The organism is Parasphingorhabdus cellanae (assembly GCF_017498565.1).
Lineage (GTDB): Bacteria > Pseudomonadota > Alphaproteobacteria > Sphingomonadales > Sphingomonadaceae > Parasphingorhabdus > Parasphingorhabdus cellanae.
This window is the reverse complement of the sequence record NZ_CP071794.1, coordinates 2,262,429-2,277,728: the sequence shown is the minus strand read 5'-3', so window position 1 is coordinate 2,277,728 and position 15,300 is coordinate 2,262,429. Positions and strand designations below refer to the sequence as shown.

The following is a 15,300-nucleotide window of genomic DNA, read 5'->3' as shown; positions in this document are numbered from 1 at the left end:
GCCGTGTTATCTCACTCATAATTGGCGGTGATGGCAATCCGGCCACGAAACTGGCCGCTCGCGCTACCGGTCACGCGCAGCCTGCCACCAAAAGAAAAGGTGAGCCGTCCATCCCGGTCTAACCGCGCCTGTGCCGGCAGATCGGTATCGAGTTTAACCAAGTCAGCCGTCGAACCGTTCGGAGCATTTAGCGTGATCCTTTCCGGCAATTGTACACGGACGAGTCGTCCCGGCTCACCAGTCAAACGGCCTTCGCCGTGCAGTGATAGTCCGCCAAGATCGGTAATGCCGCCGCTAAACCGGCGCTGGCCTGACTCCGGATCAAGCTCGACTTCGCCGCCAGCCCGATTAAGCAAAGCGAGCCGAGAAAAGTCGAGATTGGTGGTGATTTCGATATTAAGCGGAGTCTCGGTCTCGCCAGAAGAGGCTTTGGAAGGTACACGATCTGGCGCTGCGGCACACAGACGGCATTGTGCCGCCGCCTCGTAAGGCTGAGCCGCTATCCAGGCCAGCAGTAAGGCCGGAAGAACCAGTCCGATTTTCGCATAAATCATCACCACAGCTTCATTTTGCCGCAAAGGCCTCAAAAAATGGTTAATTTTTAATGATCAAGGTCAGAATCGGCAGGTTAGAGCTTTCCTACAAGGATTATTTCATGATAATTTATGGGTCGGCAATTTGGCCGAAGACGTCAAGCTCGCAGGATGTGATGGACTGTGATTTGTGTGAACTTTGAACCGGACATCAAAATTTTCTGCCGCGAAGGCAGTAAGCTGAAATCACGCGGCCCACAGGAAAGAACCCTGTCCACTTTGTAAACTTAACCCTGAACCGCTTGACGCCCACCCCTTTCCGCCCCATTTCAACATCATGGAAAAAATCACCTTAAGCGCCGAGGAATGGCGCGAAAAACTCTCTCCCGAGCAATATCATGTGCTGCGCGAAGCGGGTACAGAACGTGCTTTTACCGGCGAGCTCAACGCAGAAAAACGCGATGGCGAGTTTTTTTGCGCAGGATGCGGCACCAAATTATTTGATGCAGCAAAAAAATTCGATAGCGGGTGTGGGTGGCCGAGTTTTACTGAGCCCACCGAAGCCGAAGCGGTGACCGAAATTGAGGATTTGAGCCATGGCATGCGCCGTATTGAAGTCCGCTGTACCGTTTGCGACGGGCATCTAGGCCATGTTTTCCCGGATGGTCCAGCAGCAAATGGCCTGCGTTATTGCATGAACAGCGCGGCGCTGGAATTCGAACCAAAAGAGACCTGATTGGCGTTTCGCAAACTTAATCTAGCTTTTGCTGTCCACCATCGTTCAGCATGCAGTAAGACGATAACACGCTACAAGCGCACAGAGTAAGCGTATAGTGAATGGGATAATATGGCGCGGGGCAAAAAACGCAGCACACAAACAGGACCGGTTCGCAAATGGCTGGTTCGGATAGTCAAAGTCAGCTTCGTCGCCGGCTTGCTGGGATTTATCGCGCTTGCTGTCGCGGTTACCGTTATCCGGTCCTCTCTACCGGGATATGAAGATCTAAAATCGTCTCCCAACGGACAAATGATCCGCGTGCTTGATGTAAGTGGTCGTGAACTTTTCTCTATGGGCCCCAGCTATGGACAATGGCTGGAATATAAAGAAATTCCGCAGGTCATGATCGACGCTATGGTCGCGGTGGAAGACCGGCGCTATGAAAGCCATCTGGGTGTCGATCCAATCGGTATTGCACGGTCGCTGAAGGTCCGTCTTGAACGCGGCCATTGGGCGCAAGGCGGCTCAACTATTACCCAGCAACTGGCGCGCAACATCTTCCTCAACAATAGCCGCACTTTTGGCCGTAAAGGCCGCGAAATTTTGCTGGCACTGGCCATGGAACGAAAATTTTCCAAAGAACAAATTTTGGAACTCTACCTGAACAAAGTCTATTATGGCGGCGGCGCTTATGGGATTGATGCGGCCTCTCGCCGGTTTTTCGCCCATAGTGCAAGCGAATTGAGCCTTGCCGAAGCGGCAATTATTGCTGGCTTGGTCAAGGCACCATCACGCTATTCCCCAACCGCCGATGCACAGGCGGCAATCGACCGCGCAACGGTCGTATTGCGGGTTATGCAGGATGCGGGGGCGATAACCGCGGCCCAGGCAGCGGAGACAGAGCCAACCGCCGTCGAAATGGCACCCGAACCGCGGCAGAATAGTGTTCGCTATTTTACAGACTGGGCGTTGCCACAGCTGGATTTGCTGATCGATGAAACCGTCGAGCCGATTGAAGTGTGGACCACATTGGATCTTGGCATGCAGCGGGCTGCCACCAACGCTATCCAAACCGGCGTTCCTGCTGGTGCACAAGGCGCATTGGTGGCAATCGACCGTGACGGTGCTGTGCGCGCGCTGGTTGGCGGCACCGACTATGTCACGTCCAACTATAACCGCGCAACCCAGGCCGTACGCCAACCGGGTTCGGCCTGGAAAGTATTTGTCTATATGGCTGCTTTGGAGGCGGGATATACGCCCAATGACATTGTTACGGACCAACCAATCAAGATCGGCAATTGGCAGCCCCGCAATAGTGGTGGAAATTATTCTGGCGATATCTCGATGCGCAGCGCTTTCGCTTACTCCAAGAACACGGTCGCTGCGGCTATCGGCAATGATATCGGTACATCGACAATTGCGAATATGGCGCGGCGGTTCGGCATCAGTACGCCGATTGACACAAACCCGTCGATGGTGCTCGGCACTTCCGACGTTCGGCTGCTGGAAATGACCAAAGCCTTTGCGTCGATTAACGCAAAGGGCATAGCAATCACGCCTTATGCGATTACCAAAGTCAGTACGATGAAAGGCGATGTTCTGTATCAAAGCAAATTTGACGGCAGCCGCGTGCTCGTGGACCCTTGGGTTTCTGCTGGAATTACAGATCTCATGCAGACAGCGGTCAACGCCGGTACTGGCAGAGCGGCTCAGATAGGACGACCAGTGGCAGGCAAGACGGGAACGACCAGCAGCAATAAAGATGGCTGGTTTCTGGGTTTTTCAAGCGGTTTGACCACAGGTGTCTGGATGGGCCGGGATGACGCCAAAGCGGTCCGCGGGTTGCAGGGTGGCCGCGCGCCAGCCTCTGCATTCGCCTCTTTCATGAAAGTTGCTGTTGCCAAGCGGAAAGTTGAAAAATTCGACACAGAACTAGTATTGCCTGACTGGCAGTTAGAGCCCGATGAAGAAGAATTATACGGCGCACCCGAGGATGGAATCTATGTCGACGAAAACGGCATGCCGATAGAATCAGGCCAAGGTTTCGAATATGATTTAGAGGGCGGTCAGGCCGAAGATGATCCACCGCAACTGGATCAAGGATGGATAGATTCGGTTTTGGGCCGGGGCGAACCGGATGAACCTAGACAGCCTCAGCAAAGCGAAAATAGACCACCAAAAGATGACCCTCGACCGCCCGCAAGACCGGATGCGCCGGTCTCTATTCTGCCAAAACCTACGGAAGAATGAATCAACGCCCCCGCGGTTGACAGTTTATATATTGTGAGTCGGCGCGCCGATTAAATGGAGAGCAGATCCGTGCTGCTTAAGCCAACGGTCAGCAGCGCGTCGTTCGCCCTCAAATATCGTATCAAGCAACGTGTAGAATGCCGGACTATGATTCATATGACGCAAATGGGCGACTTCATGTGCAACGACCGAACGGCGCACCATGGGCGGGGCCATGACCAACCGCCAGCTTAGCCGTATAGCCTTGCGCCCGGAACAACTTCCCCAACGCCGCCGCGCATCGCCAATGGAAAGCGCTGGCAATTCAGTCGCAGCCTTATCGCAATAATAGCTGAGATCATCGGCATAAATGGATCGCGCCTGATCTTTCATCCAATCGATGACACGCCCTTCAATGCGTTCTTCTGGACCGCCAACTCTTATTTCATCGTCTATTTTCAATGGCTTTCGGCTGAAATTACTGGACCAACGAACAAAGTGGCTTTCGCCCGTAAAGGCCAGTTCGGTACCGTTAATAATCGGAACCGGAGGCGGAGCATCAGCAAAGCGCCCTGCAAGCCAATTGGATTTTGACTGAGCAAAACGCAAAGCTTGAGCAGTACTGGCATAGCGGGGCATCGTAAGACGGACTTCGCCTTTGACGATATCAGCTGAGACCGCGATCGAACGGGATTGCCGCAATTTGCGAATGCGCAGGGGATAAAATCGCCCGGCCAATTCGATTTCCAGTTCATCCTGATCTGTCGAGACAGAACGGGGGCTAGAGCGGTTCATCGAGAATATGCTGTTCAATCGGCCCAGCTTCCACCTCCGTAATAACCTTTCCGCGAATAGAATTTCCCGTCTCGTGAATGGTCTCGCGGTCACCGGAAATCAGATAATGCCATTCAGGGAGGGGGAGGTCCCGCGCACGCCGCTTATACGCACAACTGTCAGGCAACCAGGAAAATGTATCAAGCTTGCTGCGCGTCAATCGGACACAATCTGGTACATAAAAACGGCGGCGGCGATAATCACTGCACTGCGCGCTCTGCATATCCAGCATCTTGCAAGCAATATTGGTCATATAAATTTGACCATCATCCTCATCTTCCGCTTTCAGCAAACAACATTTTCCGCATCCATCGCACAAAGCCTCCCATTGCGCGCGATCCAGCTTGTCGAGCGGCTGTTCCCAAAAAGGAGCCTTGCTATCTATTTCATCCACCGCTTGATTTCATCGGCAATTTGTTGCGGCGTTCCGTCAAAAGGAAGAAGTGCAATTGGTTCACCTTCCGGTCCAAAAAGATAGCCTTGCCGACTATGGTCGACGAGATATTCGCTAAAGCCCGGGCTTTCGCGTTTATTATAAATGATCAGATATTTCTTGGCGACGGCTGCAATAGCGTCAACGCTGCCTGTCAGTCCGATTAGGCGCGGATGGAAATTATCTACATATTGCTTGAGTTGTTCAGGGCCGTCGCGTTCGGGATCGATGGTGATAAAAATCGGCTGCACCTTATCCGCGAGCGCCGGATCCGCCTTTTCGGCCAATGTGAGACCATTCATCAGGTTGGCAAGATCAACCGGACAAACATCGGGACAATAGCTATAACCGAAATATATGATGCGATACTGGCCCTTAAAATCGTCATCGGACGTTAGCCCGCCATCCTGATTGGTCAGCGTAAAGCTTCCGCCAATTTTGGCGCCAGCCAGCGGCGCTTCTGTTTTAGCATTTTCCGAAGAAGCCGGGTTGCAGCCCGTCGCCAGCGACACTAGAAGAAAGGCTGAGAAAACGGATAGAAATTTGTTCATCATGCGGCCAGACATGGTCTGCTACGGAATAATATTCAACCAATAATTGACGCAATCTATTGCCGGAAGACAATTCGAGCGTCAAATCTGGATAGGGCAATGTTTATGTTTTGGGGCAACAGTAAAATATCACCGGCAAAAGATGCCAACGTGGAAAAGAGCAGTATCAAGAACTTTTTTGTTGGTCTCATGGTCATGTGCTCCTTGGCTATTCCTCACGCGGCCACTGCACAATTTTCCAGCAGCTATAATTTCCTGAAAGCGGTTAAAGACCGTGATGGAACCGAGGCCACGAAATTTTTGAACCAACCGGGAACCGTGATTGTCAACACCAGGGATGTATCCACTGGCGAGACGGCACTACACATCGTAATGGCACGCCGTGATGCTACTTGGGCAGGCTTTTTGTTGCAAAAGGGCGCTAACCCTAATCTCCGGGACAAGCAGGGAACAACCCCGCTAATGCTGGCCACGCAATTGCGTTTCGTTGAAGGCGCAAAAATCCTTCTGGCCAAAAATGCCGATGTCAATCAGACCAACAATCAAGGCGAAACGGCTTTGATCCGCGCGGTGCAGCTACGAGATTCAGAAATGACGCGGCTGTTGCTGAAGAACGGCGCTGACCCGGATCGCCCTGACACCTTGGCCGGACTTTCTGCCCGTGACTACGCCACACGTGATCGTCGTGCTGCCTCTATATTAAACGAGATTGAAAAAGCGGATGCGGAGAAAAAACCGGAGAGCGAAGGACGGTTTTTCGGACCAGAGGGTTAGGCTGCTAACCAACTTTCCATTCAATAAAATTCCCGTGCTTGCGGATCGATCCAGCCGTTAACCGCAGAAAGCCGCTGCATTGATCGCCGCGCCAGCCTCATCGTTTCGGCCTTTCTGCGTGCTGGCGATAATGCATTGGTAGCAGCTGACCGGACCATTTCTGCGTCATAGGCATCTGCGATAATCAAACCCGCCCTTTCCGGCAGGAAATCGGGACGCTCCAGCGGTGAGGCATCCAGTTCACCAGGGACAGCCCAATAGAACCGGTCACAAAAATCGAGATATTCAGTCCATTTATCGTCACCCAACAAATCCGCTCGCGCGACTTTTATCTCCACGATCACAATCTGGCCTTTGGCATCGACGCCCATCAAGTCTGCGCGCCTTCTGTTCGGTAAACTGACCTCGGATAACACCATGATATCGTGCCTGGAAAAAAGCCTGGCGACGCCGCGAGCAACGGCAGCTGCCCCGCTTAAAACATCGGTCTTCTCCGTCATCTGTCCGGGATTAGGGGCCAAAGCAGCAGCGGGGGAAGGCGAATCATTAGGTTCCATCATCATGAAGGAAGAGTAGAACATAAAAAGAACAAAAGAAAGGCGCTTATCTTTTTCGGACAGTATCAAACCCATTGTCGCTTGATGCCTGGCAGCTTTTCAAGGTCGATATTGGCGATGTTGCCTTGGAAACACTTTAGTTTCTTCCAAAGTTCACACAAATCACAGTCCATCGCTGGCTGGAACTGAACATTTTCGGCCATGCTGAAGAGGCGCTGTCTGTAGCCCCAGTTCAAAAAAGCGCTTGTTCGATTTAGTCCGTCATTCACCACCAAAAATAAAGGCCCCCAATTGGGAGCCTTTATGAAATCTCTTTGATGACCAAATCACCGATAGAATATATGATTATCAATCGTTGCCATGCGCTTCAGCCGCCAACCAGGCGATACGTAGCGCGCATGGAAAAACAAAGCGCCTTCAACAGGGCTCTTCCAGCCGTCATTCATCGCGATTTTGGCAATCGCTACAGCATTGCGCCAATGCCGGTGGCCTTTGTTAATCCGCGGCATTTTACCGCCTCGGATGAAAGAAAATTGCTTGCGCTGATAAACAACGCCACAAAGACTATCCGGAAAGCGTGAAGATGCGGCCCGCGCCATGACCACACGTGCTACGGCAAGCTGGCCGGCGAGCGTTTCACCTTTGGATTCAAAGTACACGGTTCCAGCGAGGCACTGCATTTCTTCGCTCAGCGCGCCGTCTACAGATTGCTGTTTTACGAGCTGACGCAGCGAACTGGCGCCATCATTCGTGAAATCAACCGTCTCGACTGCAGCCCGCTCTTCGTTAGCTTCACGATCAGCGTCAATGACATCCTGCGGGATTTCGGAAACAACTTCCTGCTGTTCGCCAAAAATTACCGTTTCGAAACCGGGTGTATTCTCATCGGAATCCAGCATGTCCGGATCGATTACGATTTCCATCTCGGGTGTATCATCATTCGCTTCTAATGCGAATGATGCATCGGTTACTGCGAGAGCGGCGACCGCAGAGAATGCAAGCGAAACCACGCTCGCAGTTTTAAAAATTTTACTCATAAACCTGTTATTTTATGCGGCGAGTCCAGTGCTAGCCAAACCAGCATAAATAAGCGTAAAAACCAACCAACAGCTTATCCCTGTTCCCTCCGTCTGCGTGTTTATTCCATGTCCAGTTGGACAATCCCTTGGAACAACCTTCGCTTCAAAGTTGGTCGCGAAATAGGGTGCAGTGCAACAAAGTCAATCAAATCAGGTCATTTGAGCGATGAGTCGTTCCGCATCCGGGATGTCCAGTTCAATTAACCATAAATCGGGATCAAAACCAGTTCTGCGTTCTAAATAATCATCCAAAACTTGTTCTTTTTCAATGTCTTGCGGCCAAATCACTTGCCAAATTGCTGGACCGTCGAGACTCGGCATTTTCTCCAGAAGGCGCGGATCTTTACCCTTTTCGATGCATATTATCAGGATCGCGCCAGAAATCCGGTCGCCCTTTCGAATCACCGCCCCAAAGCCGCCTTCCTGATTCACTTTCCGGATCAAAGACTGCACAATCATCTCCGCAGACAGCCGCGGTTCGATCATATATCCCGCTTGTAACCAGGAAGAGAAGCGAGCGGAATGTGAGAACGCATAAATGTTCCAGTCCCGCGGGCAATTTCTTCGCCCTCTTCGTCAATAAGCCGCGAATCCGCGACGAAAACCCGTCTTTTTCCGCTCACCCAGCGCCCCTCGGCCGTCACGGTGCTCGACTTTAGCGGACGGGTGAACAGCACATTGAAGGCCGTAGTCAGCAGAAATCGGTCAGAAACCAAGCTGTTGGCGGCATAAAAGGCCGCATCGTCAAGCATTTTAAAATAACTCGTGCCATGCACAGCACCCGCTGCGTGATAGTGCCGCTCATCAACCGCAAAGGTGATGCGTGCAAAACCGCGATCGGTGATCTCAAGATCCGATTCAAACAATGCGTTGATGGGCGCTTCTTTGTAGAGCCGCTCCAGGGCACGAAAATGTTCGTGCGATCCGTCTGGTGCCTGCTCTGGATCAGTCTCCGAAGCCATGCTCAAGCTGCTTGCTGGTCCTGTTGTCCAGTTAGCAAGACATAGAGCGCATCTTCTGAATTGGCGCCGCGCAGCTTCGAAACGACAGACTCATTGCGTAAGAAGCGGGATATCTCGGCAAGAGCCTTGAGATGATCGGCACTGCCTTGTTCCGGCGATAATAGTCCAAAGACCAGATCAACGTCCTGGCCATCATGGGCATCAAAAGCGACAGGATGCGCAAGACGAATGAAGAGCCCAACACTATGATCGAGCTGCTTGATCCGGGCGTGGGGTATGGCGACCGAACCACCAAATCCGGTGGAGCCCAGAGACTCTCGATCATTTAACCGATCAAGCACCATCTGAGCATCAAGGTCGTAGCTACCTGCTGCTTTTTCGGCCAGGGTTGTGAAAATCTCTTGTTTGGACATGGCGGTAGAACTCGCCAATATAGCGGCGGCATCGATATGAACTGACAAATATTTCATTCTATCCTCATGGGCCGAAAGGCCCGAACTGTTACTACGCGGAACATCATGGCGGGCAAATTGCCTTCACGAGATGCAGCTAATCAAAAATATGTTCCGCCAAAAATACGCCAAGAATTTGGCTATTTGGGAGATTTAAAGGCGAAACGTGGCGCTATTTCTGCGGTTCGACCCAGCCAATAGTGCCGTCTGTTCGGCGATAAACCATATTATGCGATCCAGTTCCAGCATTTTTGAACAATAGCGCGCTGGTATTACGCAAATCCATCATCATCACGGCGTCGGAAACGCTTGCCTCTGGAATATCCGTGCTCGTTTCAGCAATGATAGCCGGTGCTTCGGAATTGGATTCCGCCTCAACCTCTTCATCCCCAACGTCGAACACGCGGTAAGCTGCCTCTTCCTGTTTGGCGGCATATTGCGCTTGCACATGATGGTCGTTGAGGCGGCGCATGTAGCGGCGCAGTTGCTTTTCAATCTTGTCTGCCGCCTGCTCAAACGCCTGATGGGCATCGCCAGCCCGCGCCTCTGATTTCAGCATCAGGCCGGTCATAATGTGGGAAACAATATCGCATTGAAAATGATTATGGGGCGCTTTGCCAAAAGTCGCATGGCTGGAAAGGGCCTTGGGAAAATATTTTGCAGCTATCGCATTCATTCGATCGTCAACATGGCTTTGGAGAGCGTCGCCGGTGTCCACCTGATGTCCTGAAACACGAATTTCCATATTTTTTCTCCATTATGGTTGCGCAATCTTATTATTATTCGGCAGGAAAAGATATTTAAACCGTCAAGTTTTGGCCCAAAGCGGGTCTTCTATCCCTTCCATGAAAGCGGCGTGATGCGCCAGCTCTTCCGCGCTGGCGCTATGTGGCCGCGGTGCAATAAATTGGCGGCGCAGCGCCGCTTCTTTTCGTGACGGTTGCCGCTTATCGGATCCAGAATCTACTTTATCGTCCGCTAGACTCAGGCCGATCTGACGGCCGCCGGTCAATTCTATATAAAGTTGGGTTAGCAATTCTGCATCAAGCAGAGCCCCGTGTTTGACGCGGTGGCTACGGTCAATACCATAGCGGCTACATAGCGCGTCAAGGGACAATTTGGCGCCGGGATGCTTCACTTTGGCAATGGCTAGTGTATCGACCATACGAAATTGCGAAATCGGATTTTTGCCGCACAAAACCAGTTCGGCATTGAGGAAGTTAAAATCAAATTGTGCATTGTGCGCGACCAGATTGGCCTCGCCGAGAAATTCCAACAATTCGTCTGCGCCAGCGGAAAATAGTTTTTTGTCAGACAGAAAAATATCGGAAAGCCCATGCACTTCCTCTGCCGCTTTCGGCATGGGACGCTGCGGATTATAATAGCAATGGAAACTGTTGCCGGTTTCGACTCGGTCGATCATTTCAATACAGCCGATCTCAACCATCCGGTCGCCGCTTTGAGGGTCAAATCCGGTGGTTTCAGTGTCGAAAATTATCTCTCGCATAAATATAATATCGGACTCAATTTCCGGTTACGCAAGGGAAGCTTTTAATTTTTCTATTGTATTTTGCACCTGCTGCCGCGTTTTATCCAACGGCTGCGATGTATTGATGATAAAATCAGCCCGCTTGCGCTTTTCTTCATCCGGCATTTGCAGGGCCTTGATTGTCTCAAACTTCTCCGCCGTCATGCCGGAACGGTTTAACACACGGTCGCGTTGATCCTCTGCCGTCGCAGACACCACAATGACATAGTCGACTGCTTTTTTACCAGTTTTTTCAAACAGAAGCGGGATATCAAAGAGAATCATCGGTGCATCCCGATTCGCTTGCATAAATTCGGACCGCATCGCGCCAACGGCCGGATGAATAATGGCTTCAAGCTTTTTCAGCGCCTCCGCATTGCCGAGCACGGCGGCACCAAGCTTTTGCCGATCCACACCCTTTTCGTTCGTGGTGCCAGGAAACAGAGCTTCAATATCCTCTACCAGCGCGCCGCCAGGTCCCTGCAAAATGTGAACCGCAGCATCGGCGTCAAAAACCGGCACGCCTTCATCGGCAAACATTTGGGCTACGGTTGATTTGCCCATGCCGATTGATCCGGTCAGGCCAATGATCATCGGTCCAGTCATGCCAGAAGCAGCTTTCTAAGTTCTTCGTCATGTTCCAGTGGTGGTGCCTGACCGAAGAAAATTTCAAAGGCCACTGCGGCTTGTCCAATCAACATGGATAATCCATCCACCGTGTCGAGACCCCGTGCTTTAGCGGCTTTGAGCAGCTTCGTTTTAATTGGTGTATAGACAAGGTCATAGACAATCGCGTCATCAGGCAGTCCGCCCAAATCGATTGTTAACTCATCCTGTCCTGTCATACCGAGTGCGCTGGAATTGATCAGCAGCCGGGCAGCGGGCAAGACAGAACCATGTTCCAAAGCCTGTCCTTTGAGCCCAAAGCGCGCTAACAAAGCCGACGCCTTCAAGACATTGCGATTAATCATCGTGACAGATCCTACATCAATGCGGGACAAGGCGAATAATACCGCTTGGGCCGCACCACCGGCACCAATGACAACCACATCCTGACCGGTCAGCGGCACCTCCGCTATCGGCGCGTAAAAACCCCCGGCATCCGTATTTGTACCAAAAAGATCGCCGCTTTCGGTCCGTGCGATAGTGTTCATTGCTCCGATAGACGCCCGAATTTCTCCCGGATCAGAAACATGATCCATCACCGCCAGTTTATGAGGGAGTGTCACATTGCAGCCCTGCCAATTGAGGTCATCACGGCGACTGGCGATATAATCCCCCAGCTCATCGGGTTTCACGTGGAACATCCGATAATCGGCATTAATAGCCAATTTCTCAAGCCAGAATTTATGGATGATTGGCGACTTGCTATGGGCAATCGGATCTCCAATTACTTCGGCATAAGGGAGTTTATTGGTCATGATGGTATCACCCCTCTGACCCTTAAATAGTCTAGTAAGTGGAGAAGCGGCAGACCCATGATCGTAAATTGACTCCCTCTAATGTCGGAAAAAAGCTGCGCCCCGCGCCCTTCAATCTCGTAGCATCCCACACAATGGCGGATATTATCCCATTCTGCATCGACATAGCTATCGATAAACGCGCCGCTCAAACTGCGCATCGTCAAGGTTGCGATATCAATATGCCGCCAGACGGGCGACCCCTGATCCGCGATCACCGCAGCGCTGAATAATTTATGCTTTTTGCCGGACAAGAGCCGCAAATGGGCTTTTGCATCATTTGGACTAGACGGCTTGTCGAGCATTGCGCCATCTTCCAAAGCGAGAACCTGATCACCGCCCAATACCAGCGCCACCCCGATACGCCGAGACAGTCGCACCGCCTTCGCTTCAGCCAAAGCGTCAGCCAGATTTCGCGCGGTTACACCATCGGCCCGCAAGCCGTCTTTCAACGCGTCTTCATCGACATTGGGTGCCAGCGCTTCGATCGTCACCCCAGCCGCTTCCAGCATGGCCCGGCGCGCTTTGCTCTGGGAGGCTAAAATCAGCATAGGGTCCGGCAAAGCGTCACTCATCAATGGCACTCTTTTCCTTCAACTCTGTATGGCGTTCATTGTAAAAATTGATGATGGCCGCAGCGGACTCCTCAATCGAGCGCCGGGTCACATCGATCGTCGGCCAGGCATTGTCAGCAAACATCCGCCGCGCATATTGGATTTCTGCCTTCACCTTTTCCTCATCGACATAGTCGGTTTCGGGTGCCTGATTAAGCGATAGTAATCGGTTACGCCGCACCTGAACTAACCGGCTTGCCCCGGCGACCAAACCGACAACCAACGGATTTTTTAACCGGTAAAGAGCCTCAGGCGGCGGTGATTCCGGAACGATTGGGATATTGGCGGTCTTGTAGCCGCGATTGGCGAGATAGATGGATGTTGGTGTTTTGGATGTTCGTGATACGCCGGCCAGGACTATATCCGCCTCCTCCCAATTCTCCCAGCCAATACCGTCATCATGGGCAATGGTGAATTGGATCGCCTCGACCCGGGCAAAATAGGCCGCATCCAATATATGTTGCCGGCCCGGACGTGCTTTCGCCTCTTGGCCGAGCATATTGGACAAAGCATCGGTAACTGTGTCGAGCGCCGGAACAACAGGAAGTCCCAAATGACGGCATTCCCGCTCCAGCCGCGCTCTGATATCACTGTTGACCAACGTAAAGATCACCAGACCGGGATTATCCGCCACCTCGACCAATATCCGGTTCAAATGCGTTTCGGAGCGCACCATCGGCCAGAAATGCTTGATGATTTCGACCCCATCAAATTGCGCCAACGCCGCTTTAGCGATATTCTCCAGCGTCTCACCAGTGGAGTCGGACAGCATGTGAAGATGTAAACGATTCATGCCCGCAACCCTGTGATTTCATTGTGGATAAAGCAAGGGATGAATGCGGGATTTTTGGGTCTGCTATTTCGATCCCCATCATCCCGATTTCTATCCACAGCCGGTCAAGTTTCACAATTTTCATCCACAGATTGTGGATAATGGGGATCAAATTTGGGAATCGGTAAATTTTTCGTTAACAGCCATCTGTCAATCTGTTTGTAATCGCGGTAGACCCGCTTTACCTCTGCTATCCACGTTCTATCATCATCAACAAGATTCTTTAAATATACTATATTATTATATTGGGTGACCCTTATCTTATGCCTGACGCGACCGACTCCCAGAAAATCCTGCTCGAAACTTTGCACGGCAGAAAAACGTCTCAGACTCCGGTCTGGCTTATGCGCCAAGCCGGGCGTTATTTACCGGAATATCGCGAATTACGCGCACAAAAAGGCGGATTTCTGGAGCTTTGCTATGATGCAAAGGCGGCGGCGGAAGTTACGATTCAACCAATTAAGCGCTTTGATTTTGACGGGGCGATCCTGTTTTCCGACATTTTGATCGTGCCCCATGGCATGGGTCAGAAACTGTGGTTTGAGGTGGGGGAAGGACCCCGGCTGTCACCAAGGTTAGTCGATGCGGCTTTGTCCTCTCTAGAGGCTGCTCCAGAGCATTTTGAAGCTATTTACAATACAGTTCGACAAGTCGCTGCGCAGCTGGATGACAAAACGACCTTCATGGGCTTTGCCGGCAGCCCCTGGACCATCGCGACCTATATGATCCATGGGCAAGGCAGCAAGGATCAGGCGGTCACGCGGCGCTATGCCTATAAGGACGAAGCGGCTTTTTCAGAATTGATCAATGCGATTATCGAAAACACCGTGACCTATCTGCTCGGTCAGATTGACGCGGGCGTGGATGCGATACAACTATTCGATAGCTGGGCGGGGACGTTATCGCCCGCGCAATTTGAAAAATGGGTAATTGCGCCCAATGCAGAAATTATAGCGCGGATAAAGGCGGTGCACCCTGATTTGCCGGTTATCGGTTTCCCCAAAGGAGCAGGTGCAAAGCTGGTCGCTTATGCCCAAGAAACAGGCGCTGATGCCATTGGTCTGGACGAGACGGTCGATCCGGTCTGGGCGCATAAAAATCTGCCAGCGGATCTCCCGCTGCAAGGCAATCTCGACCCACTCGCCCTTATCGCTGGCGGCGACGCGCTGGAAAAATCGGCGCGTCATATCTTGCAAGTGTTTGAAGATCGGCCGCATATTTTCAATCTCGGCCACGGGATTTTGCCGGACACACCCATTGAACATGTGGAAAAGCTGCTTACACTTGTCCGGCAATGAATGAATATCTTTCCATGCTCTATCTCTGGTTAAAATCCGCCCATCTTATATTCGTCATATTCTGGATGGCCGGTCTGTTCATGATGCCGCGGTTCTTCGTCTATCATCAGGAAAGCGCGGTCGGATCAGAAGAAGACGGCAAATGGATTGAGCGCGAGGGAAAATTGCGCAAGATCATTCTCAACCCTGCGATGATCATTGTCTGGGTTTTGGGTCTGTTTCTCGCTTACGATATCGGCGCGTTCAGCCAAGGCTGGTTCCATGCCAAATTGCTCGCGGTTTTGCTGCTCTCTGGCTATCATGGCTGGATGATGGGCTATGTCAAAAAGCTGGCGCGCGGTGAGCGGACGATGACCGACAAAAAATTGCGACTGGTCAATGAAGTGCCTGGCATTGCAGCGGCGATCATTGTAATTTTGGTGATCGTAAAACCGTTCTAGAAATTA

At 51.7% G+C, this 15,300-nt stretch carries 20 protein-coding genes; 5 read left to right on the top strand and 15 right to left on the bottom strand.

The annotated features are described in order from the left end of the window. Nucleotides 1–11: 11 nt before the first annotated feature. Nucleotides 12–554 carry a DUF4402 domain-containing protein gene (locus J4G78_RS10860; RefSeq protein WP_207986590.1) on the bottom strand — a complete coding sequence of 181 codons (543 nt, stop codon included), beginning with the start codon at nt 552–554 and terminating at the stop codon, nt 12–14. Nucleotides 555–870: 316 nt separating this feature from the next. Between J4G78_RS10860 and msrB the strand changes: the two genes are divergently transcribed. Together msrB and J4G78_RS10850 are read left to right on the top strand one after the other, a co-directional pair. Beyond that, nucleotides 871–1,269, top strand: coding sequence for a peptide-methionine (R)-S-oxide reductase MsrB (msrB, locus tag J4G78_RS10855; protein WP_207986589.1), 399 nt, complete (start codon nt 871–873; stop codon nt 1,267–1,269). Between the two features lie 111 nt (nt 1,270–1,380). Then, on the top strand, nt 1,381–3,501 hold the full coding sequence (locus J4G78_RS10850) for a transglycosylase domain-containing protein (RefSeq protein ID WP_207986588.1): 2,121 nt from the start codon (nt 1,381–1,383) through the stop codon (nt 3,499–3,501). A 24-nt stretch (nt 3,502–3,525) separates the two neighbouring features. Here the strand turns inward: J4G78_RS10850 and J4G78_RS10845 are convergent, their stop codons facing one another. Genes J4G78_RS10845 through J4G78_RS10835 form a run of 3 tightly spaced genes read right to left on the bottom strand, consistent with a single transcriptional unit; the run spans nt 3,526 to nt 5,298 of the window. Beyond that, complete coding sequence (locus J4G78_RS10845) at nt 3,526–4,275, bottom strand: M48 family metallopeptidase (protein WP_207986587.1); 750 nt, start codon at nt 4,273–4,275, stop codon at nt 3,526–3,528. Then, nucleotides 4,262–4,699, bottom strand: coding sequence for a YcgN family cysteine cluster protein (locus tag J4G78_RS10840; RefSeq protein ID WP_375140367.1), 438 nt, complete (start codon nt 4,697–4,699; stop codon nt 4,262–4,264). The genes J4G78_RS10845 and J4G78_RS10840 overlap by 14 nt, the downstream gene beginning before the upstream one ends. Continuing rightward, complete coding sequence (locus J4G78_RS10835) at nt 4,696–5,298, bottom strand: SCO family protein (protein ID WP_243457320.1); 603 nt, start codon at nt 5,296–5,298, stop codon at nt 4,696–4,698. Before J4G78_RS10835 ends, J4G78_RS10840 begins: the two co-directional genes overlap by 4 nt. Before the next feature lie 99 nt (nt 5,299–5,397). Between J4G78_RS10835 and J4G78_RS10830 the strand changes: the two genes are divergently transcribed. Next, nucleotides 5,398–6,072, top strand: a complete 675-nt coding sequence (locus J4G78_RS10830) for an ankyrin repeat domain-containing protein (protein ID WP_375140334.1) — start codon at nt 5,398–5,400, stop codon at nt 6,070–6,072. Between the two features lie 20 nt (nt 6,073–6,092). Here the strand turns inward: J4G78_RS10830 and J4G78_RS10825 are convergent, their stop codons facing one another. The 11 genes from J4G78_RS10825 to J4G78_RS10775 form a co-directional block, all read right to left on the bottom strand. Continuing rightward, the gene (locus tag J4G78_RS10825) at nt 6,093–6,704 is read right to left on the bottom strand and encodes an MmcB family DNA repair protein (RefSeq protein WP_310737201.1); all 612 of its coding nucleotides are present in this window, start codon (nt 6,702–6,704) and stop codon (nt 6,093–6,095) included. A gap of 251 nt (nt 6,705–6,955) precedes the next feature. After that, on the bottom strand, nt 6,956–7,666 hold the full coding sequence (locus tag J4G78_RS10820) for a cell wall hydrolase (RefSeq protein WP_207986584.1): 711 nt from the start codon (nt 7,664–7,666) through the stop codon (nt 6,956–6,958). A 192-nt stretch (nt 7,667–7,858) separates the two neighbouring features. Then, on the bottom strand, nt 7,859–8,194 hold the full coding sequence (locus J4G78_RS10815; RefSeq protein WP_207986583.1) for a DUF1491 family protein: 336 nt from the start codon (nt 8,192–8,194) through the stop codon (nt 7,859–7,861). Then, nucleotides 8,191–8,670: a PaaI family thioesterase gene (locus J4G78_RS10810; protein ID WP_207986582.1), complete on the bottom strand. Its 480-nt coding sequence runs from the start codon at nt 8,668–8,670 to the stop codon at nt 8,191–8,193. Before J4G78_RS10810 ends, J4G78_RS10815 begins: the two co-directional genes overlap by 4 nt. A 2-nt stretch (nt 8,671–8,672) precedes the next feature. Next, nucleotides 8,673–9,140 carry a PTS sugar transporter subunit IIA gene (locus J4G78_RS10805; RefSeq protein ID WP_207986581.1) on the bottom strand — a complete coding sequence of 156 codons (468 nt, stop codon included), beginning with the start codon at nt 9,138–9,140 and terminating at the stop codon, nt 8,673–8,675. Between the two features lie 154 nt (nt 9,141–9,294). After that, a complete protein-coding gene (hpf, locus tag J4G78_RS10800; RefSeq protein WP_207986580.1) occupies nt 9,295–9,867 on the bottom strand; it encodes a ribosome hibernation-promoting factor, HPF/YfiA family in 573 nt (190 codons plus the stop codon). Nucleotides 9,868–9,930: 63 nt separating this feature from the next. Continuing rightward, nucleotides 9,931–10,629, bottom strand: coding sequence for a DNA polymerase III subunit epsilon (gene dnaQ / locus J4G78_RS10795; protein ID WP_207986579.1), 699 nt, complete (start codon nt 10,627–10,629; stop codon nt 9,931–9,933). A gap of 27 nt (nt 10,630–10,656) precedes the next feature. Next, nucleotides 10,657–11,256: a dephospho-CoA kinase gene (gene coaE / locus J4G78_RS10790; protein ID WP_207986578.1), complete on the bottom strand. Its 600-nt coding sequence runs from the start codon at nt 11,254–11,256 to the stop codon at nt 10,657–10,659. Then, nucleotides 11,253–12,071: a shikimate dehydrogenase gene (gene aroE / locus J4G78_RS10785; RefSeq protein ID WP_207986577.1), complete on the bottom strand. Its 819-nt coding sequence runs from the start codon at nt 12,069–12,071 to the stop codon at nt 11,253–11,255. The genes coaE and aroE overlap by 4 nt, the downstream gene beginning before the upstream one ends. After that, nucleotides 12,068–12,661: a Maf family protein gene (locus J4G78_RS10780; protein ID WP_207990625.1), complete on the bottom strand. Its 594-nt coding sequence runs from the start codon at nt 12,659–12,661 to the stop codon at nt 12,068–12,070. Before J4G78_RS10780 ends, aroE begins: the two co-directional genes overlap by 4 nt. A 16-nt stretch (nt 12,662–12,677) precedes the next feature. Next, nucleotides 12,678–13,517, bottom strand: coding sequence for a pyruvate, water dikinase regulatory protein (locus tag J4G78_RS10775; RefSeq protein WP_207986576.1), 840 nt, complete (start codon nt 13,515–13,517; stop codon nt 12,678–12,680). Nucleotides 13,518–13,819: 302 nt separating this feature from the next. Here J4G78_RS10775 and hemE point away from each other — a divergent pair, with 302 nt between their 5' ends. Continuing rightward, nucleotides 13,820–14,854, top strand: coding sequence for a uroporphyrinogen decarboxylase (hemE, locus tag J4G78_RS10770; protein WP_207986575.1), 1,035 nt, complete (start codon nt 13,820–13,822; stop codon nt 14,852–14,854). After that, nucleotides 14,851–15,294: a CopD family protein gene (locus J4G78_RS10765; protein ID WP_207986574.1), complete on the top strand. Its 444-nt coding sequence runs from the start codon at nt 14,851–14,853 to the stop codon at nt 15,292–15,294. Before hemE ends, J4G78_RS10765 begins: the two co-directional genes overlap by 4 nt. Nucleotides 15,295–15,300 lie beyond the last annotated feature (6 nt).